Origin of the sequence: Flavobacterium sp. YJ01 (assembly GCF_029320955.1) — a bacterium.
GTDB lineage: Bacteria > Bacteroidota > Bacteroidia > Flavobacteriales > Flavobacteriaceae > Flavobacterium.
The window spans coordinates 2,846,061-2,871,181 of record NZ_CP119757.1 but is presented as its reverse complement, the minus strand read 5'-3'; the positions used below and the strand labels follow the sequence as shown (position 1 = coordinate 2,871,181).

Annotated in this window: 26 protein-coding genes; 21 read left to right on the top strand and 5 right to left on the bottom strand. The window is 31.6% G+C overall.

Annotated elements, in window-relative coordinates; genetic code table 11:
- Positions 1–37 precede the first annotated feature (37 nt).
- Entirely contained in the window at positions 38–268 is a 231-nt protein-coding gene (locus tag P0R33_RS12610; protein WP_276171497.1) for a uracil phosphoribosyltransferase, read from the bottom strand.
- 141 nt (positions 269–409) lie between these two features.
- Between P0R33_RS12610 and P0R33_RS12605 the strand changes: the two genes are divergently transcribed.
- Positions 410–1,339 carry a DUF6427 family protein gene (locus P0R33_RS12605; protein ID WP_276171495.1) on the top strand — a complete coding sequence of 310 codons (930 nt, stop codon included), beginning with the start codon at positions 410–412 and terminating at the stop codon, positions 1,337–1,339.
- On the opposite strand, the gene upp is transcribed toward P0R33_RS12605, so the two are convergent.
- Positions 1,334–1,987 (bottom strand): uracil phosphoribosyltransferase, encoded by a 654-nt coding sequence (upp, locus tag P0R33_RS12600; protein WP_276171493.1) that lies wholly within the window; start codon positions 1,985–1,987, stop codon positions 1,334–1,336. The genes P0R33_RS12605 and upp overlap by 6 nt on opposite strands.
- 111 nt (positions 1,988–2,098) lie before the next feature.
- Here upp and P0R33_RS12595 point away from each other — a divergent pair, with 111 nt between their 5' ends.
- Positions 2,099–2,704 carry a DUF4254 domain-containing protein gene (locus P0R33_RS12595; protein ID WP_184158772.1) on the top strand — a complete coding sequence of 202 codons (606 nt, stop codon included), beginning with the start codon at positions 2,099–2,101 and terminating at the stop codon, positions 2,702–2,704.
- 43 nt (positions 2,705–2,747) lie between these two features.
- On the top strand, positions 2,748–3,755 hold the full coding sequence (locus P0R33_RS12590; protein ID WP_276171491.1) for a glycosyltransferase family 9 protein: 1,008 nt from the start codon (positions 2,748–2,750) through the stop codon (positions 3,753–3,755).
- A 191-nt stretch (positions 3,756–3,946) separates the two neighbouring features.
- Here the strand turns inward: P0R33_RS12590 and P0R33_RS12585 are convergent, their stop codons facing one another.
- From P0R33_RS12585 to P0R33_RS12575, 3 genes are all read right to left on the bottom strand, one after another.
- Positions 3,947–4,381: a hypothetical protein gene (locus tag P0R33_RS12585; protein ID WP_276171489.1), complete on the bottom strand. Its 435-nt coding sequence runs from the start codon at positions 4,379–4,381 to the stop codon at positions 3,947–3,949.
- A gap of 139 nt (positions 4,382–4,520) precedes the next feature.
- Positions 4,521–4,829: a hypothetical protein gene (locus P0R33_RS12580; RefSeq protein ID WP_276171487.1), complete on the bottom strand. Its 309-nt coding sequence runs from the start codon at positions 4,827–4,829 to the stop codon at positions 4,521–4,523.
- 175 nt (positions 4,830–5,004) lie between these two features.
- Positions 5,005–6,057 carry a ferredoxin--NADP reductase gene (locus P0R33_RS12575; RefSeq protein ID WP_276171485.1) on the bottom strand — a complete coding sequence of 351 codons (1,053 nt, stop codon included), beginning with the start codon at positions 6,055–6,057 and terminating at the stop codon, positions 5,005–5,007.
- Positions 6,058–6,185: 128 nt separating this feature from the next.
- On the opposite strand from P0R33_RS12575, the gene P0R33_RS12570 reads away from it, so the two are divergent.
- From P0R33_RS12570 to P0R33_RS12485, 18 genes are all read left to right on the top strand, one after another.
- Positions 6,186–7,646, top strand: coding sequence for a DUF5687 family protein (locus tag P0R33_RS12570; RefSeq protein WP_276171483.1), 1,461 nt, complete (start codon positions 6,186–6,188; stop codon positions 7,644–7,646).
- Positions 7,647–7,727: 81 nt separating this feature from the next.
- A complete protein-coding gene (locus P0R33_RS12565) occupies positions 7,728–8,423 on the top strand; it encodes an ABC transporter ATP-binding protein (protein WP_276171481.1) in 696 nt (231 codons plus the stop codon).
- 89 nt (positions 8,424–8,512) lie between these two features.
- Positions 8,513–11,125 (top strand): tetratricopeptide repeat protein, encoded by a 2,613-nt coding sequence (locus P0R33_RS12560; protein ID WP_276171479.1) that lies wholly within the window; start codon positions 8,513–8,515, stop codon positions 11,123–11,125.
- Positions 11,126–11,137: 12 nt separating this feature from the next.
- On the top strand, positions 11,138–11,536 hold the full coding sequence (locus tag P0R33_RS12555) for a polymer-forming cytoskeletal protein (protein WP_276171477.1): 399 nt from the start codon (positions 11,138–11,140) through the stop codon (positions 11,534–11,536).
- On the top strand, positions 11,517–11,744 hold the full coding sequence (locus P0R33_RS12550; protein WP_276171475.1) for an AtpZ/AtpI family protein: 228 nt from the start codon (positions 11,517–11,519) through the stop codon (positions 11,742–11,744). The genes P0R33_RS12555 and P0R33_RS12550 overlap by 20 nt, the downstream gene beginning before the upstream one ends.
- Before the next feature lie 567 nt (positions 11,745–12,311).
- Positions 12,312–13,463, top strand: coding sequence for a F0F1 ATP synthase subunit A (gene atpB / locus P0R33_RS12545; protein WP_276171473.1), 1,152 nt, complete (start codon positions 12,312–12,314; stop codon positions 13,461–13,463).
- Between the two features lie 103 nt (positions 13,464–13,566).
- Positions 13,567–13,758 (top strand): ATP synthase F0 subunit C, encoded by a 192-nt coding sequence (gene atpE / locus P0R33_RS12540; protein WP_207298407.1) that lies wholly within the window; start codon positions 13,567–13,569, stop codon positions 13,756–13,758.
- A 127-nt stretch (positions 13,759–13,885) separates the two neighbouring features.
- Positions 13,886–14,386: a F0F1 ATP synthase subunit B gene (locus P0R33_RS12535; protein ID WP_184158751.1), complete on the top strand. Its 501-nt coding sequence runs from the start codon at positions 13,886–13,888 to the stop codon at positions 14,384–14,386.
- A 4-nt stretch (positions 14,387–14,390) separates the two neighbouring features.
- Complete coding sequence (gene atpH / locus P0R33_RS12530) at positions 14,391–14,924, top strand: ATP synthase F1 subunit delta (protein ID WP_276171471.1); 534 nt, start codon at positions 14,391–14,393, stop codon at positions 14,922–14,924.
- Between the two features lie 38 nt (positions 14,925–14,962).
- Entirely contained in the window at positions 14,963–16,540 is a 1,578-nt protein-coding gene (gene atpA, locus P0R33_RS12525; RefSeq protein ID WP_057115505.1) for a F0F1 ATP synthase subunit alpha, read from the top strand.
- Positions 16,541–16,630: 90 nt separating this feature from the next.
- Complete coding sequence (atpG, locus tag P0R33_RS12520; protein WP_276171469.1) at positions 16,631–17,491, top strand: ATP synthase F1 subunit gamma; 861 nt, start codon at positions 16,631–16,633, stop codon at positions 17,489–17,491.
- 569 nt (positions 17,492–18,060) lie between these two features.
- Positions 18,061–18,510, top strand: coding sequence for a GNAT family N-acetyltransferase (locus P0R33_RS12515; protein WP_276171467.1), 450 nt, complete (start codon positions 18,061–18,063; stop codon positions 18,508–18,510).
- A 95-nt stretch (positions 18,511–18,605) separates the two neighbouring features.
- Positions 18,606–20,066 (top strand): oligosaccharide flippase family protein, encoded by a 1,461-nt coding sequence (locus P0R33_RS12510; RefSeq protein WP_276175656.1) that lies wholly within the window; start codon positions 18,606–18,608, stop codon positions 20,064–20,066.
- 28 nt (positions 20,067–20,094) lie between these two features.
- Entirely contained in the window at positions 20,095–20,529 is a 435-nt protein-coding gene (dut, locus tag P0R33_RS12505; protein WP_276171465.1) for a dUTP diphosphatase, read from the top strand.
- 84 nt (positions 20,530–20,613) lie between these two features.
- Positions 20,614–21,630, top strand: coding sequence for a sugar phosphate nucleotidyltransferase (locus P0R33_RS12500; protein ID WP_276171463.1), 1,017 nt, complete (start codon positions 20,614–20,616; stop codon positions 21,628–21,630).
- Positions 21,631–21,681: 51 nt separating this feature from the next.
- Entirely contained in the window at positions 21,682–23,034 is a 1,353-nt protein-coding gene (locus P0R33_RS12495; RefSeq protein WP_276171461.1) for a tetratricopeptide repeat protein, read from the top strand.
- A gap of 13 nt (positions 23,035–23,047) precedes the next feature.
- A complete protein-coding gene (locus tag P0R33_RS12490) occupies positions 23,048–23,830 on the top strand; it encodes a DUF4292 domain-containing protein (protein WP_276171459.1) in 783 nt (260 codons plus the stop codon).
- Positions 23,831–23,853: 23 nt separating this feature from the next.
- A complete protein-coding gene (locus tag P0R33_RS12485; RefSeq protein WP_276171457.1) occupies positions 23,854–25,107 on the top strand; it encodes a peptidoglycan DD-metalloendopeptidase family protein in 1,254 nt (417 codons plus the stop codon).
- The last annotated feature ends 14 nt before the right edge of the window (positions 25,108–25,121 follow it).

The window sequence follows — 25,121 nt, the reverse complement described above, 5'->3', positions numbered from 1 at the left end:
TAAAAATGACCAACCCTTTTAATTAAGGGTTTGGTTTTTATTTTAAAAATGAATGAGCTGTTGTATCTTGGTTTTCTGTTCCAGCATCATCAAAAATACGTAATTGTTTGATCCAATAAACGATTGCAGCAGAGCAGATGATTATGAAAATCCAGTTAATAGTGTTTGCACCAAACCATGTAATTAATTCCAAACGACGTAAAAAGTCAAGAGGAGCAAACAAAATGTTAACGAATAAGTATTGAATTCCTTCGAAAAAAGCTTTCATAATTTAAAAAATTATATGTTATTTATTGTTGTGTAATGCTTTGAAGATAAAATTCGGCTAACCAAATCTTTTTTCAACTTGTTAGGTTTTTCCTTTTAAACAAGTATTATCTTTACAACCACAAAAGTATAAAATATCCTTATGATAACAAGTGTTTTTAAAAAATCTACGCCATTAAATTATTCGTTGGTTGTAATTTTGATACTGGTTTTCTTTTTTATGTTCCAAATTAAAGATCCTTCTTGGGTAAGTTCTTATTTTTTGGCATTTCAAAAAGTGAGTTTATTATGCTTTATTTTGGCTTCTTTTTTTATGATTAATTTTATCGTAAAAAAGAACGGACTCAGTAAAGACAATGGTTACGCGATACTTTTCTATTTATTATTTCTTTTATTTTTCCCGACAATATTTAACAATCCAAATGTTATTTATGCCAATTTCTTTATTTTACTGGCACTTCGAAGATTAGTTTCATTGCAATCTTTAAAAGCGTCAAAAGAAAAAATATTTGATGCTGCATTTTGGGTTTTTGTAGCTTCTTTATTTCAATTTTGGAGTATTTTATTCTTAATATTGGTTTATATATCCATTATTTTTCACGTTTCACGCGATTATAGAAACTGGGTTTTGCCATTTATTGCATTTTTGGCTGTGGCAATTTTATTTTATATGACTTCATTAATTTTCAATATTGATGTCGTAGCTTTTTTTAACGAAAGAGCCGTAATCGATTTTAAGATTGATTATTTCAAAAATAATTACGAAAACGCAGCACTTTCCATATACACGGCAGTTGCTTTGTTTTTTGTAACTTCTATGTTGATGACTTTATCAAATAGACCGCAGATTGTTCATTCATCATACAAAAAAGTGGTAGCATATTTTTTTATCGCTGTCTTGGTTTTCATTATTTCGCCAAACAAAAGCAATGATTTATTGTTATTTAGCATTGCGCCTTTAACTATTATGGCGGCTAGCCATGTTGAATATATGCAGCAAAAATTGAATAACGAAATTGTATATTATGTACTGATAGTGTGCAGTTTGTTTACTTTTTTCTCGCAATTATAATTTACTTCCGTAAGCCAAGTCACCAGCGTCGCCAAGTCCAGGAACAATGTAATTTTTCTCGTTTAGTTTTTCATCCAAAGAAGCAACCCACAAATGGCAATTTTCTGGAAGATGTTCTTCTAAATGCGCTACACCTTCTGGAGCAGCAATAACCACAACAATATGAAATTCTGTTGGAGTAGCGTTTTCCATTAACTTTTTATGAACAGCGACAATAGATTGTCCAGTTGCCAACATTGGATCTAGAAGTAAAACTGTTTTGTTATTTAAATTTGAAATCGCTTGATATTCTACTAAAATTTCAAATTCATCATCATTATTAGGGTGAAATCTGCAAGCAGAAACAAAGCTATTTTCGGCATGATCAAAGTAATTTAGAAAACCATTATGTAGCGGTAAACCAGCTCTTAAGATCGGACATAAAACCAAATCTGTTTCAATTTGTGTTGTTTTTTTGATGCCAAGCGGAGTTTGAATTTCAACCTCTTTGTAAGGTAAAATTTTGCTCAGTTCATAAGCCATAATTTCTCCAATGCGTTCAATATTTCTTCTAAAACGCATGCTATCATTTTGAACATCGACATTTCTAATTTGCCCTAGGAAATGATTTAAAACGCTATTTTTTTCAGATATATAATGAATTTTCATGATGAAATATTAATTTATTAATGATTAAAGCTAAGAAAAGGAAAAATAATTGCTTTTTTTCGCAGCATAAAAGTATAAAAAGTATCTTTGTAACTCTAAAAAAATAAATACATGTTTTCAAAATTAGCATATTCTGTTTTCGAGCAAAGTATCAAAGATTATCATCAATTTGATAATGTTGACCAGCCGATTAATAATCCTTATCCAAAAGATAAGTTCGAGCATTTGTTATATCTAAAAAATTGGATTGATACCGTTCAATGGCATTTTGAGGATATTATCCGTGATCCGCAAATTGATCCAGTTGCTGCCTTAACTTTAAAAAGAAGAATTGATGCATCAAATCAAGAGCGTACAGATATGGTAGAATATATCGACAGCTACTTTTTGCAAAAATATAGCAACATAAAAGCTAAAGATGGAGCAAAAATCAATTCTGAAAGTCCAGCTTGGGCATTTGACAGATTGTCTATTTTGGCATTAAAAATTTATCATATGCACGAAGAAGCAACTCGTCCAGAAGCTTCTCAAGAGCACAGAGATAAATGTCAAGAAAAATTAAATGTACTTTTAGAACAAAGAACAGATTTATCTACAGCAATTGAAGAATTATTGACAGATATTGAAAATGGAGATAAATTCATGAAAGTGTACAAACAAATGAAAATGTACAATGACGACGAATTGAACCCAGTTTTATATCAAAATAAAAAATAATTTGGCAGAGTTGTCCAACAACAAAATCAAACATATAGCCGTCATGAGACTATCCGCAATGGGAGATGTCGCCATGACGGTTCCTGTTTTACGAGCTTTTGTAAAACAATATCCGACGGTAAAACTGACCGTTATTTCACGCCCATTTTTCAAACCTTTTTTTGATGGAATTTCGAATCTAGAGTTTTTTGCTTTTGATGAAAAAGAAAGACATAAAGGATTTCCAGGACTTTTACGTTTATATAAAGATGTAAAAAAATTGAAAATCGATGCTTTTGCAGATCTTCATAATGTTTTAAGATCTAAGGTTGTGAGTTTGCTTTTCGCTTTAAGCGGAAAAAAAAGAGCAACTGTTGATAAAGGAAGAGAAGGAAAAAAAGAACTGACAAGAGCAGAAAATAAGATTTTTGCGCAATTGCCAACAATGTTCGAAAGACACGCAAAAGTATTTAAACAACTTGGTTTTCCTTTAAATTTGTCGAATCCGATTTTTCCAGAAAAAGCAGTTTTAAGTTCTGAAATTCTTGAAATTATAGGAAATGAAAATCAAAAATTGATCGGAATTGCGCCTTTTGCTCAATACGATTCGAAGGTTTATCCTTTAGATTTAATGAAAGGAGTAATCGCAAAATTGGCTGAGAATTCTTCATATAAAATTTTACTTTTTGGCGGAGGAAAAAAAGAAATAGAAATTTTAGATTCAGTTTCAGAACCATTTGAAAATGTCATTAATATGGCTGGAAAAATTAAGTTTCAGCAAGAATTGCAATTAATTAGCAATCTAGACGTAATGCTTTCTATGGATTCTGGAAATGCACATATTGCAGCAATGCTTGGAGTAAAAGTAGTTACGCTTTGGGGCGCAACGCATCCATACGCAGGATTTTTACCTTTCAATCAAACGTTAGAAAACGCATTGACTTCAGATAGAAATCAATATCCAAAATTACCAACTTCGGTTTATGGAAATAAAGTTGTGGAAGGTTATGAAGATGCGATGAGAACTATTTTGCCACAACAGGTTTTTGACAAAGTTGTTGAACAGCTTTAATAAAAGATTAAAAAGCTAAAAACAATAGTTTTTCTAAGCTTCGGAGAAGCGAAATATTTATAGCAAAGAATAACATCTACAATATTAAAGCTCCAGCGGAGCGATATATTTTTGCCGTCCGCTGGAGCTTTTTTCTTTTGTTTTATTGTATTCTATAAATATTTTACTGAGGTTATTCCCGATAATAATCTTTAAGCAATATTGCTTCTTAATTCATATTTTTCATCAGAATCGAGAATAGAATATCCTATTGTTTTTTTTCTTTTTTTGTTAACTATAATCGTAACAAAGTTGTTTTTGTCTTCGGTTGATAATAGAATATGTTCAAACTTTTCTGTTGAATCTCTGTAAATCTTGTAAACTAAGTCATTGTCTTTAACTTTTTTAGATAGAACTTTAGCCGATTTAAGTTTACTTACATAAGGCCAAATATTAAAGATATTCGAATCGGTATCTTTTACTTCTACCATTTTATCGGTTAGAGTCGAGTTGTATTTTTCCCTTTCAAGCAACTTAGGGCCTTTTCTGTTTTTCATTTTTATGATAACTGCCAGAACGCATAGCGAAGCAGTTACAGCCAGCATAATAAATAGATATAGGTGAAAGTGTTGTACGTGAGCTGTCATGATATTTAATGTTTAAATGTTTGACAAATTTGATTTAGCTCTACAAATTCTCAGATTACGAGATTGAGATTACCATAATTACACCTCTAATTTAATGAAAAATCAGCAATATTTCGACAAAATTTTGCTTTTATTTCAATTAGAGCCAAATCTTTTCATCACGGCAGCGACGGTATATATAACTTTTTAGATTTGAAATGGTTTCTTGGTAATTTGGTGCGTCATAACCGTAGCGTTCATGCTCCATTTGTTCTCTTTCAATGGCGTCACATCCTTTTATAACTTCTTTAATCATGTCGAGCAAAGCAAGTTCTTTATTGTCGGTTTTTTGAAATTTAAGTTCAACAATTTCATCCTGAAGTTCTTCACAGTAATCAACCAGTTTCATAACTTCAGGTTCATCCAGAAGATATTCTTTGTTTCTAAAAATTTCTCGTACAGATTTCATATTCAATTAAATTTCAATTTTTAAATGCCATCCCGAGACCTCGGGACCAAGCCAGATCTTTGTCAAAGTTTTAAACTTTGACAAAGATTAGAAATAACGCAATTAAACAAAAAAAAAATTCCAAATCCCAATTGTATAGTTGGAATTTGGAATTTTATATTTTAAAATTTAACGATTATACGTCGTCGTAATCAACATAAATAGTTTCAGATGTTGGATGTGCCTGACAAGTTAAAATTAAACCTTCTGCAATTTCGCTGTCTGTTAAAATTGAGTTTTTAGTCATTTCTGCGCTTCCTGCAGTTACACGTCCTAAACAGCTGCTACAGATTCCGCCTTGACAAGAATAAGGAGCGTCAACACCTTGTTTTAAAGCAGCATCAAGAATAGTTTGTTTTTTAGACATTTCAAAAGTAGTCTCTTCATCGTCTACCAAAACCGTAATTTTTGTGTGTCCTTCTTGAGAGCCTTGAATTGCGTGTTCTTCAGAAGAAGAAGTAAAAAGTTCAAACTTAATGGCTGATTCTTTTACATTTTTCTCTTTTAAAACATTAGAAACCGTGTTAATCATGTCTTCTGGTCCGCACAAGAAGAATTTATCAAACTGAAGTTCTTTGTGTTTGTTATTCAAAACAAAATTAACAGTCGATTTTTCGATTCTTCCAAACAAAGCATTTTCAGCTTTTGCCTGGCTGAATACGTAATGAACAAAAAATCTTCCTACGTATTGCAATTGCAGATCGTGAAGTTCTTGATGAAAAATAGTGTTTTCAGGAGTTTTATTTCCGTAAACTAATACAAATGAACTCTTTGGCTCATGTTTTAAAACCGATTTTATGATAGAAAGAACAGGCGTGATTCCGCTTCCTGCAACAAACGCTGCATAGTTTTTTTGTCTTTCTGCATCTGGTTCAAAAGTAAATTTACCTTCTGGTTGACCTACTTCAAGAACATCACCAGCTTTAAGTATTGTATTGGCAAACTGAGAAAAAAGACCATTTTTTACTGCTTTAACAGCAATTCTTAATTCGCCGCTGTCTGGAGCTGAGCAAATAGAATAAGCACGTCTAATTTCTTGGTTATCAAGTGTTAATTTTAAATTTATATATTGACCAGCTATAAATTTATAGTCAGGTTTTAGTTCTTCGGGAACATTAAAAAGTACAGAAACAGCTTCTGCAGTTTCACGTTTAACCTCTTTAATTATAAGTTTTAAGAATGAAGGCATGATAGAATTTTTATGCAAAAGTAGCAAACCACTATTAAAAGATTAGCACGAAATTATTTTTTTTAACTTTTTTTGTAACGTTTTCCTACATTTGATCTCTTACTACAAAAATACTAAAACCATAAACCATGATTAAGAAGTTTATTTACCTTGAATGGAAAGCTTTCATTCGATCGGCATCATTTGGTAAAAACCTGGCAATGAAAATTCTAATAGGTTTTTTCATGATCTATTTTTCAGTAATTTTTATCGGAATGGGAGTTGGAGCATTTTATGTTCTAAAGGATATGAAATTAGAACCTTTGGTAACAGTCAACAAATTTTTAGTTTATTATTTTTTGTTCGATCTCATAATCCGATTATTGTTGCAATCAATTCCTGTTTTAAATATTAAACCGTTATTGATATTGCCTTTTAAAAAACCGACAATTGTTCATTTCTCATTAGGAAAAACGATGCTGTCATTTTTTAATTGGGTTCATGCTTTATTTTTTATTCCGTTTTCGATTGTGTTAATTTTAAACGGATATGATGTTGTCGGAATTGTTTTCTGGCATTTAGGAATAATGGCATTCATTTACATCAATAATTTTTTGAATATTATTTTAAGCAATATTGACAAATTATTCGCTGTATTTGTTGTTTTGATTATGACTTTTGCTGGAGCACAATATTATAAATTGTTTGATATCACGCTGTTTACGACTCCGTTTTTCCAAAACTTTTACGATATAGAAGGTGTGTTTTTAATACCAATATTGGTATTAATCGGATTGCATATTTATACTTTTAAATATTTTAAAAACAATTTATATCTAGATGCAGGGCTTTCTGTAAAACAAGATGAGGCATCAACAGAAAATCTTACTTGGTTGAATCAGTTCGGAACTTTGGGAACATTTCTTAAAAACGACATTAAGCTTATTAAAAGAAATAAAAGATCGAAAACGACAATTATCATGAGCGTTGTCTTTTTATTTTACGGATTGATTTTTTTCGGAAACTCACATCAGCCAGCGATGATGCATATTTTTGCCGGAATATTTGTTTCTGGAGGATTTCTATTTGTCTTCGGTCAATTTGTTCCGAGTTGGGATAGTTCATATTACCAATTAATGATGACACAAAATATTCCGTATAGAAATTATATCACTTCAAAATGGTGGCTTATTGTTATTGCAACATTTATTTCTACGATATTGGCATCTTTTTATCTTTTTTATGGATGGGAAGTTTATCTTACTATTGTTGTTGGAGCAATTTATAATATAGGTGTAAATTCTCATTTGGTTCTTTTAGGTGGTGCTTTCACTAAAACACCAATTGATTTGAGTAATGCAGGTGGCGCTTTTGGAGATAAAAAAGCTTTTAATGTAAATGCCATGCTTTTGTCATTGCCAAAAATTTTATTGCCAGTAGGTTTATATGCTTTAGGAATTTATTTTGGAGACAAAATGATTGGTTTGGCTTTAGTCGCCGTTGCGGGTATTCTTGGATTTGTATTTAAGGAAAAGGTATTTTCTTTAATTGAAAAAAGATACAAAATTGAAAAATACAGTATGATAAGTGCTTACAAACAAAAGAATTAATTAGAAAATGTGTCAATTTGAGAATGAGATAATTTCATTCTTTGGAAATCTAAAATCAACAATCTAAAATCAACAATTATCATGATACAAGTAAATCAACTTTCAAAAACATATAACGGAACAACAGTTTTAAATATTAGCAATCTTGAAATTCCAAAAGGACAAAGTTTCGGATTAGTGGGAAATAATGGAGCAGGAAAAACAACTTTTTTCAGCTTACTTTTAGATCTTATTCAGCCTTCAACAGGATATATAAAAAGCAATGATATTCAAGTAAATACAAGCGAAAATTGGAAATCTTTTACAGGTTCATTTTTAGATGAAAATTTTCTTATCGGATATTTAACACCAGAAGAATATTTCTATTTTATTGGAGATTTGCGCAATCAGAACAAAGCAGATGTAGATGCTTTATTGGCAAAACATGAAGAGTTTTTTAACGGAGAGATTTTAAAAAACAAAAAATACCTTCGAGATTTGTCAAAAGGAAACCAGAAAAAAGTTGGAATTATTGCAACGCTAATTGGAAATCCAGAAGTTGTAATTTTAGACGAACCTTTTGCAAATTTAGACCCAACAACGGTTAGCCGATTGAAAAAAATTATTAAAGAACTGGCAGAAAACCCAAATGTAACAGTTTTAGTTTCAAGCCACGACTTACAACATACTGTTGAAGTTTGCGATCGAATAGTTGCGCTTAATAAAGGTGAAATTGTAAAAGATATTCAGACCTCAAGAGAAACCTTACAGGAACTAGAATTGTTTTTTGCGGTATAGCATTTCTATATTTCAAAAAGAAGCGTATTTTTACAAATGAATATACTAAAACTGATTTTTAGTAGTTATCTGTTTTAAACTCTTTTCTATTGAAAAAGAATACTCTTAAATATAGTTTTACTCTCGTTTTTTTATTGCTTTTGATAGCTTGTTCTACCAAAAAAAACACTTTTTTGGCTAGAAGTTCGCATTCTATCGGAACCAAATATAATATTCTGTATAATGGAGGAATTGGCTTAGATAAAGGTCTTCAGTCTATTCAAGCCAATAATGAAGATAATTTTTGGAAAATTCTGCCAATAGAAAAAATGCAGTTCGACGAAAATTTTTCTGAAGGAGAAAAAGCCAAAAATCCTGATTTCGAAAAAGCAGAAACAAAAGCTACAAAAGCGATTCAGAAACACTCCATGAATATTGGAGGAAGAGAGAGAAACTGGCAGATTGACGAAGCATATCTGATGTTAGGAAAAGCGAGATATTACGATCAACGCTTTATTCCTGCAATTGAGGCATTCAATTATATTCTGTACAAATACCCAGAAAGCAATAATATTTACATCGCAAAAATCTGGAGAGAAAAGACCAATATGCGTTTAGGAAACGATGCAATTGCTCTTAAAAACATTAAAATCTTACTTAAAAAAACAGATTTAGACAAACAGACTTTTGCCGATGCAAATGCGCTTTTGGCTGAAGCATTTCTGAATTTAGAACAAAAAGATAGTGCCGTTGCCAAACTAAGAATTGCAGAACAATTTACCAAAAAAAATGAGGAACGCGCTAGATATCGTTTTATTTTGGGACAAATGTACCAAGAAGAAGGAAAAAAAGACAGCGCTAATTATTTTTATGATGGTGTAATTGATTTAAACAGAAAAGCAGATCGTAAATACATGATGCATGCTTATGCAAAGAAAGCTCAGATGTATGATTATGAAAACGGAAACGATACAATTTTCTTAAAAATGTACAATAAGTTAGTTGCAGATCGTGAAAACCGTCCTTATTATGATGTGCTTTTTTATGAGATGGGTAATTTTTATGATAAAAGAAAAGACAATAAAAACGCTCTGGTTTTCTATAACAAATCATTAGCAAGAAAATCGAAAGATCCATATTTAATGGCTTCTGCTTATAGAAATATCGGAAACATGTATTTTAAAAATACAGAATATATAATGGCAGCAAAGTATTATGACAGTACTTTGGTTAAGCTAGATCCTAAAACTAGAGAATACGCCTTTATTGAAAAAAACAGAAAAAACCTTGACGAAGTAATAAAATACGAAGCAATCGCAAAACGTAATGACAGTATTATTAAGGTTTACAACTTGCCGGCAACAGAAAAGAAAATTTATTTTGAAAACTATATTGCAGAGCTAAAAAAGAAAGACGAAGCTAAAAAACTTTTAGAAGAAAAAGAAAGAGAGAGATTAGTAAATATTGATTTAAACTCTCAGGCAGAAGTTTCTGGAAACGGAGCAGTTAATCCGCAATCTTTAGGTAAATCTTCTGTTCCTGAATTAGTTGGTGTGCCGCCTGGTTCTAATGATAATGTGAGCACATTTTATTTTTATAACCCAACAACAGTTGCTTACGGAAAACTGCAATTTAAAAAAATGTGGGGAAGCCGAACTTTAGGCGGTAATTGGAGATTGGCAGGAGTAAAATCTGCAAATGATGCAGCACTAAACGATACAATTAAAAATCAAGAAATTGCAAATGCAATAGCAGATACGGTTGTTGTAGAAAAATATACAGTTGCTTATTATGTAAAACAGCTTCCAACAACGCAAGCAGCTATGGATAGCATAGGCAAAGAACGTAATTTTTCATACTATCAATTAGGACTTATATATAAGGAGAAGTTTAAAGAATATAAATTGGCCAGTGATAAATTGGAGCAGTTATTAAAAAACAATCCAGAAGAAAAGTTAGTATTGCCATCGATGTATAATTTGTATAAAATCTATCAAATTACAGATCCGGCAAAAGCAGAAGCAATGAAAACTGAAATCTCGTCTAAATACCCAGATTCCAGATATGCTCAGATTTTAAATAACAAATCAGACGATTCAAGTTCGAGTCCTGATAAAGAGTATTATAAATGGTATAAGCTTTTTGAAGAAGAAAAATTTGATGAAGTCTTAGCAAATATTGATAATTTAATCAATCAATATTCAGGAGATGATATTGTTTCTAAATACGAATTATTAAAAGCCAATACTTTAGGAAAAGTAAATGGTTTGGAAGCCTATAAAAAAGGTTTGGAAAATGTTGCCGATAATTATCCGAATAGTGAAGAAGGTAAAAGTGCTAGAGAAAATTTGGAGAAACAAGTTCCAATTTTAGAAAAACTAGCTTTTACAGATGTTGACAACAAAAATTGGAAGATCTTATATAAAGTTGCTAATACGGATACAAAAACGGTTAAAAAAATCGAAGAAGCAATTAGAGTCTTTTTGTTGGTAGAAAATTACGAGAGATTAACAACGTCTTTAGACAAATACAATAAAACGGAAAGTTTTGTAGTTATTCATGGTTTAAAGTCAGAAGCTTACGCTAAAGATGTTGCAGGCGTTTTTAGAGATGATAAAAAATATAAAATTGCAGATCCAGCAATAATTATATCAACGGATAATTATAAAATTGTACAGATTAAAAAAAATCTAGACGCATACTTGACCCCAAAAGCCCCTTAAATCTTAACCGCCATGTTTGAAAAAGTAAAAAAAAACGGAACTGAACAATTAGGAAAAACGAATAGAATTGTAGAAGGAACATCAATAATAGGAGACATAGTTTCTAAAGCCGATTTTAGACTAGACGGCGAATTGATTGGAAATTTTACTTCACAAGGCAAAATCGTAATTGGCGCTAAGGGATCTGTAAAAGGAGAAATAATCTGTAACAATGCCGATATAGAAGGAGAATTTCACGGAAAAATAAAAGTTCTTGAAATCCTTAATATCAAATCGACGGCTCAAATTCATGGAGAAGTAGCAGTAGGAAAACTTTCAATAGAACCAGGAGCTGACTTCACGGCAACCTGCACAATGCTTGCCCATTCAAATGAAGTAATAATGCTAGAAGATGGAAAAGGAACCGAATAAAAATAGAGGAAATAAATGGATAGCACTCATTAATATTCCCATTCAAATGGGTGTTATTATATTTTTGTTTTCTTATCTCGGTACCTGGTTAGACGAAAATCATCCAAGCGAAAAAGTTTACTATAATAAGATACTGGTTATGGTTGGCGTTGCATTGGCGCTATATAACGTTATTCGTCAGGTCAATGAGATTAATAAAACAAAGTAAATAAAGTTTAAAAACGGCTTTAAATAATATCGCATCTTTGCAAAAAAATATTCAAGATGTTTTTAAAGAAATATAAACTTGTTTTTCATTTAATTATTCTCGCTTTTGCTTCCTATATAATACATAAAGGAGTTTTCTTCATTTTTAAAATTAACGATCAGAACTTTTTTTACAGTTTAGAAGTGCTGTATCTTATCTTTTTATTTTTTTCTACCTTATTATTAATACTAACATTAAAATTCCTAACGGATAAATTTGATAGCATTGGAATGTTCTTTATGTTGGGAACTTTTGTGCAAATGTTTATTTACTACGGATTTTTACGACCGATTTTATCAAGCAACATTTCTCAAGGCTCTGTTGAAAAAACTAATTTTTTTATAACATTTCTTCTGTTTTTGTTATTTCAGACGCTTTTAACTGCCCGATTATTAAATGAAAAGCGTTAAAATAACAATTCTTTAAAACAAGGTTTAAAAATAATTTTTCATATCCTTTTGAATATTAATAAAAAATGTACCTTTGCACCAAATTTTAGAAACGTAAAAAATAAGATTTTCCACAGATATGGTGATTTCAAACAAACCACTCAGATTTATTCTTGCAGCTTTAGTAGCTTGTCTTCCACTAATGAGTTTTTCAAATACTGAAAAAGACTCAAAGCATGTTCAAACTGAAGTAGCCCATGAAGGTGCTGCAGAAGGCCATCATGCAGAGCCAACAGATGTTAAATCTAAGATTAAAGCATTTATTGGTCACCACGTATTAGACTCTCATGATTTTACTTTAACACAAGATGATGAGACAGGTACATATTATGGTTTTCCATTGCCAGTAATTCTTTGGGATAATGGTTTACATATTTTTTCTTCTTCTAAATTTCACCACGGACACGAAGTAGCTGAGTCAAACGGTAACTTTTATGTAATTAACCACCACGATGGTAAAATTTACAAAACTGATGCTAAAGGCACAATTACTGAAGACGAAAAAACAGGTCACCCAACAAATGTTCGTCCATTAGACTTCTCAATTACTAAAACAGTACTTTCTATTATAGTATCTGCTTTATTAATGTTCTGGTTATTTACAAGTTTAGCAAAATCGTATGCTAAAAACGGAGGAATTGCTTCTGGAGTTGGTAGAATTTTCGAACCTTTAGTACTTTTTATTCGTGATGACGTTGCGATTCCAAACATTGGAGAAAAGCACTATAAAAAATACATGAGTTATTTATTGACAATCTTTTTCTTTGTATTGTTCTTAAATATTTTCGGATTAACTCCACTAGGAATTAATGCTACTGGTAATTTAACAATTACATTCTCTTTAGCAATCCTTACTTTCTTAATTACAAATCTTACTGCAAATAAAAATTACTGGGGTCACATTTTCTGGATGCCAGGAGTGCCAAAACCAATGAGAATTATTTTGGCTCCAATTGAATTGTTAGGAGTTTTCATCAAACCATTTTCATTAATGATTCGTTTGTACGCTAACATTTTTGCAGGTCACATCGTATTAATGAGTATTATCGGTTTAATGTTTATCTTTAAAAGCTGGATTGGAAGCAGTCTTTCTTTCGGATTATCATTTGCACTTTCTATTCTAGAAATTTTAGTAGCATTTTTACAAGCCTATATTTTTACAATGCTGTCTGCACTTTATTTTGGTTCAGCAGTAGAAGAGCACCACCACGAAGAGGAGGGGCATCACTAAAATTTAGATTTCAGAATCTAGATTTCAGATTTGCAAAAATCTAAAGTCTATAATCTAAGATCTAAAATCAAAATTGAATGTTTAATTTTTAATATATACAAATATGAACGGTTTAAATTTCGTAGGAGCTGGATTAATCGTAATCGGAGCTGCATTAGGTATTGGTAGAATTGGTGGTTCAGCAATGGACGCTATCGCTCGTCAGCCAGAAGCTTCAGGAAAAATCCAAACAGCTATGCTTATCGCTGCTGCACTTATTGAAGGTATTGGTTTCGCTGCATTATTCGCTGCTTAATTAAAACACAAAAAACAATAGTTGCAACGGTTGGTTGTAACTATTGTTTTAAAAATAAAACATTAAAAATAAAATTGCTCTTCAAGACAATTTAAAAGATATAATTTAAAATTTATAATTCTATATAATGGAAAAGTTAATAAATCAGTTCGAGTTCGGTTTGTTCTTTTGGCAAGTATTAATATTTGTTGGATTAATTTTCTTGTTGAAAAAATTTGCATGGAAACCAATTCTTGATGCAGTAAATGATAGAGAGCAAGGAATTAAAGATGCGTTACTTTCTGCAGAAAATGCAAGACAAGAAATGCAAAATTTACAAGCTGATAACCAAAGAATTTTGAATGAAGCTCGTGCAGAACGTGATGCTATGTTAAAAGAAGCTCGCGAAATGAAAGAGAAAATGATTGCTGATTCTAAAAATGAAGCTCAAGCTCAAGGTCAAAAAATGATCGAGCAAGCTAAAGCTGCTATCGAAAGCGAAAAAAATGCTGCTATGGCAGAATTGAAATCTCAAGTTTCAACTTTATCGTTAAGCATTGCTGAAAAATTATTGAAAGAAGAATTATCTAACAAAGAATCTCAAACTAAATTAGTTGAGAAAATGTTAGGTGACGTAAAGTTAAACTAAGACTATGGCAAGTACAAGAGCAGCAATTCGTTATGCAAAAGCAATTTTGGACTTAGCAAACTCTAAAGGTGTTGCCGAAGCTGTAAATAACGATATGAAATCAATTGCAAATGCAATTGAAACTAATGTAGAATTGAGTACGTTTATTGAAAACCCAACAACAACTGTTGAAGTTAAACAAAGTGCTCTTTTAGAAGTTTTCGCAAATGTAAATGGTGTAACTAAAGGGTTATTTCAATTATTATTCGAAAACAAAAGATTTGAAATTTTAAATGCAATTGCTGTTGAATATAGTAAAGTATATGATGAGAGCAATGGTATTGAAGTTGCAAAAGTGACAACTGCAATTCCTATGGATGCAGAATTAGAAGCTAAAGTTTTAGCAAAAATCGCGACTTTATCTGATAAAAAAATTACAATTGAAAATATAGTAGATCCAGCTATTATCGGTGGATTTATTTTGAGAATAGGTGACAAGCAATACAATGCTTCTGTTGCAAACAGATTACAAGTATTAAAAAGAGAGTTAAGTAATTAGTTTTTATAACACAAAAAGTGTCTAAATTATAAATTAAGATGGCGGAAATCAAACCTGCTGAAATTTCAGCAATATTAAGAAAGCAAGTAGAAGGTTTTGAATCTGGTGCTACGCTAGAGGAAGTAGGAACAGTACTTCAAGTTGGAGACGGTATTGCTCGTGTTTACGGGCTATCTAATGTACAATATGGAGAGTTAGTAGAATTTGATAACGGTATGGAAGGTATCGTATTGAATCTTGAAGAGGATAATGTTGGGGTTGTACTTTTAGGACCATCAACTGGACTTAAAGAAGGATCTACTGCAAAAAGAACTCAACGTATTGCTTCTCTTAAAGTAGGTGAGCAAATGGTAGGACGTGTTGTTAACACACTTGGTTTTCCAATTGATGGAAAAGGACCAATCGGTGGAGACTTATACGAAATGCCTTTGGAAAGAAAAGCACCTGGTGTTATCTTCCGTCAGCCAGTAACTGAACCATTACAAACAGGAGTAAAAGCAGTTGATGCTATGATCCCAGTTGGTCGTGGACAGCGTGAGCTTGTAATCGGTGACCGTCAAACAGGTAAATCAACTGTTTGTATCGATACAATCTTAAATCAAAAAGAATTTTATGATGCAGGAAAACCTGTATTCTGTATATATGTTGCAATTGGACAAAAAGCTTCAACTGTAGCAGGAATCGCTAAAATGTTAGAAGAAAAAGGAGCAATGGCTTATACAGTTATCGTTGCTGCTAATGCTTCTGATCCTGCTCCAATGCAAGTTTATGCTCCATTCGCTGGTGCTGCAATTGGAGAGTATTTCAGAGATTCTGGTCGTCCAGCTCTTATCGTTTATGATGATTTATCTAAACAAGCTGTTGCTTACCGTGAGGTTTCTCTTTTATTAAGAAGACCACCGGGACGTGAGGCTTACCCTGGAGACGTTTTCTACTTACACTCTCGTTTATTAGAGCGTGCTTGTAAAGTAATTGCTGATGATGGTATCGCTAAAAACATGAACGATTTACCAGATTCTATCAAATCTATCGTAAAAGGTGGTGGTTCATTAACTGCTTTACCAATTATCGAAACTCAAGCTGGAGACGTTTCTGCATATATTCCAACAAACGTAATCTCGATTACAGATGGTCAGATTTTCCTTGATGGAGATTTGTTCAACTCTGGAGTTCGTCCTGCTATTAACGTAGGTATCTCTGTATCTCGTGTTGGAGGTAATGCTCAAATTAAATCTATGAAGAAAGTTTCTGGAACTTTAAAATTAGATCAAGCTCAATTCCGTGAATTAGAAGCTTTTGCTAAATTTGGTTCTGACTTAGATTCTGTTACTTTAAACGTAATTGAAAAAGGTAAAAGAAACGTTGAAATCTTGAAACAAGGTTTAAATGATCCTTATACAGTTGAAAACCAAGTAGCGATTATCTACGCTGGTTCTAAAAACTTATTAAGAAACGTTCCTGTAGAAAAAGTAAAAGAATTTGAAGCTGATTTCTTAGCTTACTTAAACAGTAAACATAAAGATACGCTTAACGCGTTGAAAGCTGGTAAATTAGATGACAGCATTACAGATGTTATCGAAAAAGCAGCAAAAGAAATCTCAGCAAAATATAACTAATTAGATAATTCGTTAATTAGATAATTAGAAAATGGTTTAACATTCTTCTGATTATCTAATTTTCAAATTGTCACATTTTCTAATTAATAGATGGCAAATTTAAAGGAAATCCGTAATAGAATTACTTCCGTTTCATCGACGATGCAGATTACATCGGCTATGAAAATGGTTTCTGCTGCAAAGCTGAAGAAAGCACAAGATGCAATCACTGCAATGCGTCCTTATGCCGAGAAATTAACGGAGTTATTGCAAGATCTTTCTTCTACACTTGAAGGTGAAGTTGGAGGAGATTACACTACACAACGTGAAGTAAAAAAAGTATTGTTAGTAGCTATAACTTCAAACAGAGGTTTATGCGGCGCTTTCAATTCAAATATTATTAAAGAGATTAAAAACCGTACACAGTTTTACGCTGGAAAGCAAGTTGATGTTTTTGCTATTGGTAAAAAAGGAAATGACGCTTTAAGCAAAACTCATAAAGTTCACGGTCATCATAATGCAATTTTTGATCATTTAACTTTTGAAAATGTTGCTGGAATTGCAGATAATTTGACGGAGAAATTTTTATCTGGAGATTATGACAGAATTGAGTTGGTTTATAATCAATTTAAAAATGCAGCAACACAGATTGTTCAAGTAGAGCAATTTTTACCATTGGCTCCTATCAATTCTGACAAAAATGTTTCTGCTGGAGATTATATTTTTGAACCTTCTAAAGAAGAAATTGTTTTGACTTTAATTCCTAAGTCTTTAAAAACACAATTATATAAAGGTATCCGCGATTCATTTGCTTCTGAGCACGGAGCGCGTATGACTGCTATGCACAAAGCAACAGATAATGCTACTGAATTAAGAAACCAATTGAAATTAACTTACAACAAAGCTCGTCAAGCTGCGATTACAAGTGAGATTTTGGAAATTGTTGGTGGAGCAGAAGCTTTAAATGGGTAATAAATTCCATTATATATAAAATAAAAAGCCAGCATTTGCTGGCTTTTTATTTATTGGAAGTTTTCTTTTTTAAAAATAATTTTATAAAATGGTGATTCTCAAATTATTCAAAAGTTGAGAATCACTACCATTTTATAAAAATAGACAGATAACTCTGTGTGCTTTGTCTTTCATGGGAACAAACTAGCTTTATTAATCCCAATGCTCTGTTTTTTTGAGGGTTACATTTCAGCAGAATCAATCCCTTTTGCTTTGTCTTTTATGGGAACAAACAAGCTTTATTAGTCCCAGTGCTCTGTTTTTATTAGGGTTACAATACAGCTGAATCAATCCCTTATGCTTTGTCTTTTATGGGAACAAACAAGCTTTATCAGTCCCAGTGCTTCCTTTTTTATAAGGGTTGTATTTAGCTTTCTCAATCCCTGTGAAACAAATTTAGGAAAAGACTGTCTAAAAAAAGTTACATAATTTTCATGTCTAATTTATATATTTCACATGTCTTTGATTTTTAATTATATAACTATTAACTAACAAATTAATTATTTTTGATTATATTACAGTAAAATTCTATGAAACAGCTACTTATAAAAGAACTTACTACCATTCCAGAAATGTTAGCTCAAATAGAAACAATCAAGTTTTTATATCCAAACATAACTTTAGAAAAATATGAATCTTTTCTTTCTGAAATGCTTCCTCATAATTATACTCAAATCGCTGTTTTTGAAAATGATATTTGTGTAGGACTTACAGGTTGCTGGTCTGCAACTAAATTATGGACGGGAAAATATTTAGAAATAGATAATTTTGTTGTAAATCCAAATCACCGTTCTAAAGGAATTGGAAAATTGCTTACCGATTATATAGAGGAAAAAGCAGTGGAATTAAATTGCAGCAGTATTGTTCTGGATGCTTTTACGGGAAATTTTGGAGCTCATAGATTTTACTACAATCAAGGTTACGCTCCAAGAGGGTTTCATTTTGTAAAAATTTTAGACGAAAAGAAAATGACTGTCTAAAAACAAACAGAACTTTATTTTATTGCATCAACAAAAACACCATTAAACAAAAGAAATGGTTATTTTTGTCTTACAAACACTATTATAATTATATTTTGGGATTATATAAAAATCTATTTAAGCAAACAGCAATTTACGGTCTGGCAACAGTTTTACCAAGAATGCTAAGTTTTTTATTAGTGAGATTATATACAGGAATTTTACCAACGGCAGAGTATGGCGAAGTTTCAATCGTATTGTCTTGGATGGTTTTCTTTAACGTAGTTCTTTCTTACGGAATGGAAACTGCCTTTTTTAGATTTTACAGTGCCGAAGATGACAAGAAAAATGTAATTGCAACTTCTACTATTTCAATATTTTGGACTTCAATTATCTTTCTTTTTGTTGCTTTAATTTTTAGAAATACCCTCGCCAATCTTGCAGAAGTAGACGTTCAATACATTACTTATACTGTTTGGATTTTGGTATTAGATGCATTGGTTTTAATTCCGTTTTCTAAATTAAGAGCCAATCAAAGACCAATGGTTTATGCTGCTATTAAGATTGGAAATGTAGTTATAAATCTTTTGCTTAATATCTTTTTCTTAATGTATCTGCCTACTTTGGCGGCAGAAAATCCGGGTTCTGTTTGGGATAATTTATATGTCGAAAACTTTCAAATCGCGTACATTTTCATTGCAAATCTTTTGGCAAGTTTGGCCACATTTATAGTTCTTTCTCCAAATTATCTTTCGCTTGGACGAAAATTCGATCCAGAACTTTGGAGAAGAATGATGAAATACGGTCTGCCAATTTTGGTTGCCGGATTAGCTTTTGCCGTAAATGAACATTTCGATAAAATCTTATTAGGTTATTTGCTTCCAGAAAACTTGGCAAAATCTGAGGTTGGAGCATATTCAGCCTGTTATAAGTTAGGATTGTTTATGGTTCTTTTTGCTACAGCTTTCAGATTAGGAATTGAGCCTTTCTTTTTCAGCCATGCTAAAAATGAAAATGCGCCACAAACTTATGCAGTAATTACCAAATATTTTGTGATATTGGGATCTCTAATTTTATTAGGCGTAATTGTTTTTGCTGATGTTCTAAAATACCTTTTATTAGACAATAAATCATATTGGGAAGCAATGAAAGTGGTGCCATTAATTATCTTGGCAAATTTCTTTCTAGGAATTTATAACAACTTATCGGTGTGGTATAAACTTACAGATAAAACAAAAATTGGAGCCTATATTTCTATAGTAGGCGCTATAGTAACTTTGGTTTTAAATTATCTTTTAATTCCAAAATACAGTTATTATGGTTCTGCAATTGCAACCATTTCGGCTTACGGAAGCATGATGCTTATTTCTTATGTTTTAGGAAATAAATATTATCCAATTCCTTATGACATGAATAAAATTGGCGCTTATTTAGGAGTTTCTATATTATTTTCGATTATCTCGTTTTACGGATTTAGAGAAAAATATTATGTTGGAATTCCGCTTCTTTTAGCCTTTATGTATTTGGTTTATCATTTTGAAAAAGATACTATAAAAGGAATAATGAAAAGAAAATAAGACACTTATAAAAAATATTTATTTAAAAATGAAAATACAAATAATCAATAAATCTCAGCACGATTTACCAAACTACGAAACAATTGCTTCTGCAGGAATGGATTTACGTGCCAATATTTCTGACGCAATTACGTTAAAACCTTTAGAAAGAGCGATTGTAAAAACAGGACTTTTTATCGAATTGCCAATTAGTTACGAAGCGCAAGTAAGACCAAGAAGTGGTCTGGCGGCAAAAAAAGGCGTAACAGTTTTAAATTCGCCTGGAACTATTGATGCAGATTACAGAGGAGAAATTGGTGTAATTTTAGTAAATTTATCTAATGACGATTTTGTAATTGAAAATGGAGAAAGAATTGCACAATTGATTATTGCAAAACACGAAAGAGCTGAATGGATCGAAGTTGAAACACTTTCTGAAACATCAAGAGGTGAAGGAGGATTCGGAAGCACTGGAGTAAAATAAATTTCTGTAATAAACAGAACAAAAAAAAGAAAGACCAAACCCCACGAAGATTTTTTCAAATCTTCTTATAAAATCAAATAAAGAATGAAAATAATTGTGCCAATGGCAGGCCGCGGATCGAGATTGAGGCCTCATACATTAACTGTTCCAAAACCATTAATTCCTGTTGCAGGTAAATCTATTGTACATCGTTTAGTTGAAGATATTGCCAAAATATTAAAAGAACCAATTGAAGAAGTGGCTTTTATTTTAGGAGACGAAGCTTTTTTTGGAGATGATGTTGTAAAAAGCTTAGAAGATTTGGCTAAAGGATTAGGAGCAAAAGCTGCTATATACCGTCAGGATCAACCTTTGGGAACTGGTCACGCAATTATGTGTGCAAAAGATTCTCTTTCTGGACCAGCGGTAATTGCTTATGCAGATACTTTAATTAGAGCAGATTTTGAATTAGATCCAGAAGCAGATGCTGTAATTTGGGTAAAGCAAGTTGAACAGCCAGAAGCATTTGGTGTTGTAAAACTAAACCAAAATAATGAAATTATTGAGTTGGTTGAAAAACCAAAAGAATTTGTTAGTGACTTAGCGGTTATCGGAATTTATTATTTTAAAGAAGTTGGAGTTTTAAGAAATGAACTTCAAAATGTTTTGGATAATAATATTCAAAATGGTGGAGAATACCAGATTAATGACGGTATCAAAGCGATGATGGCTAACGGAAAAGTTTTCAAAACCGGAAGCGTTGACGAATGGATGGATTGCGGAAACAAAGATGTTACTGTTGAAACAAATACAAGAATGTTAGGTTTTCTTCACAATGACGGAGAACATTTAGTAGACTATGGTGTAAAATTAGAAAATTCAACAATTATTCCGCCTTGTTATATCGGAGAAAATGTTGTTTTAAAAAACACAACTATTGGTCCAAATGTTTCTTTAGGAAACGGATGTCATGTTACAGATAGCACGATCAAAAACAGTTTAATTCAGACGTATTCTCAAATTAAAAATGCTGATTTAGATAACGCAATGATCGGAAATCATGTAAGTTATGATGGTAAATTTACTAGTATTAGTATTGGTGATTACGCTGTTTTAGAATAAAATAAAAAAGAAGAAAGTTTCGTTTTTTTGTTTAAGATGTAAATTTTAGAAATGATTAAAAAAGGAGTTTTTACAGTTTTGCTTGTTGCTTTATTTAGCACATCGTTTTCGGCTTTTGCACAGACAGAGCCCGAGGACATTGCTATGGCAACAGACGAATATCAAGACTCATTTTATGAATCATTAAAACAAAAAGGAATCGAAAATTATGATAAAGCAATTGTGTCATTGGAAAAATGTATCAAACTAAAACCCAATGACGCAGTAGCTTATTTTGAATTAGGGAAGAATTATCTAGCGCTTAAACAATATCAAAATGCGCAAGATGCTTTTGAAAAAGCAACACAGCTTGATCCTAAAAATAAATGGTTTTGGCTCGGAATTTACGATGTAAGTTATGAGACAAAAAACTATGCTTTGGCAATTGAAATCATTCAAAAAATTATTGTTTTTGATGAAGAATACAAAGACGATTTGATTTCGTTGTATATGATTACAAATCAGTATGACAAGGCATTGATTGCTATAAACGAAATGAATGATAAATTCGGAAAATCTTCAGATCGTGAAATTTATAAAGCGCAGATTCTCTCGCAAGGAAAATATCAAAATGCAGAAATTGACAATCTGATTCAGCAGATTAAAAAAGATCCGAAAGAAGAATCAAATTATTTGAATCTAATTCTTTTGTATTCAAAAAATAATGAAAATGAGAAGTCTTTAGAAGTGGCCAAACAATTGGCAAAAGAAATTCCGAATTCAGAATGGGCTCAAATAAGTTTGTTTAAAACTTATTTGGATGCTAATCAGGCAGATAAAGCTATAAAATCGATGAATGTAATTTTAGCAAGCTCAAAAATTGATTCAAAAATTAAACATAGAACTTTGAATGAATTTTTGATTTTTGTAAACAAAAATCCGCAATATTCAACAGATTTAGAAAAAGCCATTTCGTATTTTGATAACGATAAAGATGTTGATGTCGCTAAAGAAATTGGAAAATTTTATCACAGCAAAGGCCAGTTTGAAAATGCAATTAAATATTATGAAAAAGATTTAAAAGCACATTCAGATACAGATCTTGAAACCAATATGTTATTGTTAGAAGCGTATTCTCAGGTTAAGCAATACGATTTAATGACCAAAAGAGCCATGATGCTGATTGAAGTCTATCCAAGTCAGGCACAGTTTTATTATTATGCAGGTTTGGGAAGCAATCAGACGAAGCAGTTTAAAAATGCAAAAACTGTTTTAGAAATGGGGCTTGATTATGTAGTGGATGATGCAAAATTGGAAGCAAATTTTAATATTCAATTAGGAGAAGCGTATAATGGATTGGGAGATGCCAAGAAAAAAGAGGAATACTTTTTGAAGGCTAATGAATTATTAAAAAAGAAAAAATAAAAAGAAAATTCAAATGAAAAAATATATATCAGTTCTATTGCTATCTGTTGCCGTAATTTCATGTAAATCTAAAGCAGTTGCGGTACAAGGAAACAATACAAGCCAAACAGTTGCTCCAAAAGAGGATAAAAAAGTTGTAGAAAAGCATTATGAGAATAAATTAGATTTTTCTACCTTATACATAAAAGCCAGCGCAAAATATGTTGATGAAAAACAAAGCCAAAATGTTAGTGCTGAAATTAGAATCGAAAAAGACAAACAGATTTTGATAAGTGTACGCTTTTTAGGGATTACAATGGCAAAAGCTTTAATAACACCTTCTACAGTAAGTTATTACGAAAAAATAAACAGTACGTATTACGAAGGAGATTTTACAAGTCTAAGCAAATGGTTAGGAACAGATTTAGACTATACTAAAGTGCAGAACTTACTTGTAGGAGAAGCATTTGACGATTTAAGAAAAGGGAAATACACGCAAACCATTGTAGATAATCTTTTTAGATTGGATGAAGAAAAAGATGCAAATTTGAAAAAGACATTTTTCTTAGATGGCGAAAAATATTTGATTCAAAAGGAAGAGATTTCTCAGCCATCAGAAAATAGAAATTTACAGATTAATTACTCAGATAGTAAAGTTTTCAATCAAGGAACAATTCCAACTAGTATCGAAATAAATGCCGTTCAGCCAAAAGGCAAAACGAATATTAATTTAAATTATAACAATATTTCATTTAATGAAGAACTTTCTTTTCCATATAGCGTTCCAAGTGGCTATAAAAAAGTTACAATTCAGTAAATTTGCAAAATAAAAATAGAAACATGCCAAAATTTCTCCTAAGTCTAGTTTTAATATGTGCCACAACATTTGTGTGGGCGCAGGATTCACAGCAAGAAAAACTGGAACAGCGTAAAGCTCAAATTCAACAGGAAATTAGAGACAATGAAAAAATGCTTCAGTCTGTTCGAAAAAAAGAGAAATCTGCTGTAAATGAATATTTAATTCAAGCGAATAAAATTAAACTTAAAGAGAAATTAATCAATACAACAGCAAAGCAAGAAAAGCTGATTAGTAATGACATGTATATTAATCAAGTTCAGGTTAATAAGCTTAAAAAAGAATTAAAAGTTCTAAAAGAAGATTATGCCGAAATGATTTTGAAATCATACAAAAGCCGTTCTGAACAAAGTCGTGCAATGTTTATTTTATCTTCAGAAAGTTTTCTGCAAGCTTATAAAAGAGCACAATACTTAAAGCAATATACTGCCTTCAGAAAAAATCAAGGTCTTGAAATTCAATCCAAAACTGCACAATTAGTTGATTTTAATGCAAAATTAGATGGGCAGAGACAAGTAAAGAAGAAGATTATTTCAGAAAATCAAAAAGAAAAAGTTACTCTTGAAGCTGAGAAGAAAGAACAGCAAAAGTTAGTTAATTCACTTAAAAAAGATAAAAACAAAATTGCAGCCGATATTCGATCAAAACAAAGTGAATCAAAACGTATTGATAGACAAATTGATCGTTTAATTCGTGAAGCAATTGCCGAAGCCAATAGAAAAGCCGCGGCAGAAAGAGCAAAAGCAAATCCAGGTTCGAGCGAAGCTAAGGCTCCAGTTTCTTCTTCTAAAATTGCATTGACACCAGAAGATAAAGTTTTAGCAGCTGATTTTAAAGCGAATAGAGGAAGATTACCTTGGCCTGTAGAAAAAGGATTTATTTCTCTAGGTTACGGAGATCAGCCACACCCGTTGCACCCTTCAATTACGGTTCATAATTCTGGAGTTGAGATTACAACTGAAGATGGCGCGAGTGCAAGAGCTGTATTTGCGGGAGAAGTTTCTAAAGTTATCGTTTTATCTCCAGTAAATAAGGCAGTCGTAATTCAGCACGGAGATTATTTTACTGTATACCAAAACCTAAGTTCTGTTTCGGTTAGTCAAGGTGATAAAGTGACAATCAAACAAAACATCGGAAGAGTTAGAACAAGTGGCGATACAGGAAAGACAATTATAAAGTTCCTGATTATGCAAAATACTTCAAATAATAATCCTGAAGGATGGTTGCAAAGCAGATAATAAAAAGGGAGCAA

Bases quoted from the DNA above. Each gene is read 5' to 3' on its own strand.
- P0R33_RS12610 (WP_276171497.1), bottom strand. From the start codon at position 268: ATGAAAGCTTTTTTCGAAGGAATTCAATACTTATTCGTTAACATTTTG.
- P0R33_RS12605 (WP_276171495.1), top strand. From the start codon at position 410: ATGATAACAAGTGTTTTTAAAAAATCTACGCCATTAAATTATTCGTTG.
- upp (WP_276171493.1), bottom strand. From the start codon at position 1,987: ATGAAAATTCATTATATATCTGAAAAAAATAGCGTTTTAAATCATTTC.
- P0R33_RS12595 (WP_184158772.1), top strand. From the start codon at position 2,099: ATGTTTTCAAAATTAGCATATTCTGTTTTCGAGCAAAGTATCAAAGAT.
- P0R33_RS12590 (WP_276171491.1), top strand. From the start codon at position 2,748: ATGAGACTATCCGCAATGGGAGATGTCGCCATGACGGTTCCTGTTTTA.
- P0R33_RS12585 (WP_276171489.1), bottom strand. From the start codon at position 4,381: ATGACAGCTCACGTACAACACTTTCACCTATATCTATTTATTATGCTG.
- P0R33_RS12580 (WP_276171487.1), bottom strand. From the start codon at position 4,829: ATGAAATCTGTACGAGAAATTTTTAGAAACAAAGAATATCTTCTGGAT.
- P0R33_RS12575 (WP_276171485.1), bottom strand. From the start codon at position 6,057: ATGCCTTCATTCTTAAAACTTATAATTAAAGAGGTTAAACGTGAAACT.
- P0R33_RS12570 (WP_276171483.1), top strand. From the start codon at position 6,186: ATGATTAAGAAGTTTATTTACCTTGAATGGAAAGCTTTCATTCGATCG.
- P0R33_RS12565 (WP_276171481.1), top strand. From the start codon at position 7,728: ATGATACAAGTAAATCAACTTTCAAAAACATATAACGGAACAACAGTT.
- P0R33_RS12555 (WP_276171477.1), top strand. From the start codon at position 11,138: ATGTTTGAAAAAGTAAAAAAAAACGGAACTGAACAATTAGGAAAAACG.
- P0R33_RS12550 (WP_276171475.1), top strand. From the start codon at position 11,517: ATGGAAAAGGAACCGAATAAAAATAGAGGAAATAAATGGATAGCACTC.
- atpB (WP_276171473.1), top strand. From the start codon at position 12,312: ATGGTGATTTCAAACAAACCACTCAGATTTATTCTTGCAGCTTTAGTA.
- atpE (WP_207298407.1), top strand. From the start codon at position 13,567: ATGAACGGTTTAAATTTCGTAGGAGCTGGATTAATCGTAATCGGAGCT.
- P0R33_RS12535 (WP_184158751.1), top strand. From the start codon at position 13,886: ATGGAAAAGTTAATAAATCAGTTCGAGTTCGGTTTGTTCTTTTGGCAA.
- atpH (WP_276171471.1), top strand. From the start codon at position 14,391: ATGGCAAGTACAAGAGCAGCAATTCGTTATGCAAAAGCAATTTTGGAC.
- atpA (WP_057115505.1), top strand. From the start codon at position 14,963: ATGGCGGAAATCAAACCTGCTGAAATTTCAGCAATATTAAGAAAGCAA.
- atpG (WP_276171469.1), top strand. From the start codon at position 16,631: ATGGCAAATTTAAAGGAAATCCGTAATAGAATTACTTCCGTTTCATCG.
- P0R33_RS12515 (WP_276171467.1), top strand. From the start codon at position 18,061: ATGAAACAGCTACTTATAAAAGAACTTACTACCATTCCAGAAATGTTA.
- dut (WP_276171465.1), top strand. From the start codon at position 20,095: ATGAAAATACAAATAATCAATAAATCTCAGCACGATTTACCAAACTAC.
- P0R33_RS12500 (WP_276171463.1), top strand. From the start codon at position 20,614: ATGAAAATAATTGTGCCAATGGCAGGCCGCGGATCGAGATTGAGGCCT.
- P0R33_RS12495 (WP_276171461.1), top strand. From the start codon at position 21,682: ATGATTAAAAAAGGAGTTTTTACAGTTTTGCTTGTTGCTTTATTTAGC.
- P0R33_RS12490 (WP_276171459.1), top strand. From the start codon at position 23,048: ATGAAAAAATATATATCAGTTCTATTGCTATCTGTTGCCGTAATTTCA.
- P0R33_RS12485 (WP_276171457.1), top strand. From the start codon at position 23,854: ATGCCAAAATTTCTCCTAAGTCTAGTTTTAATATGTGCCACAACATTT.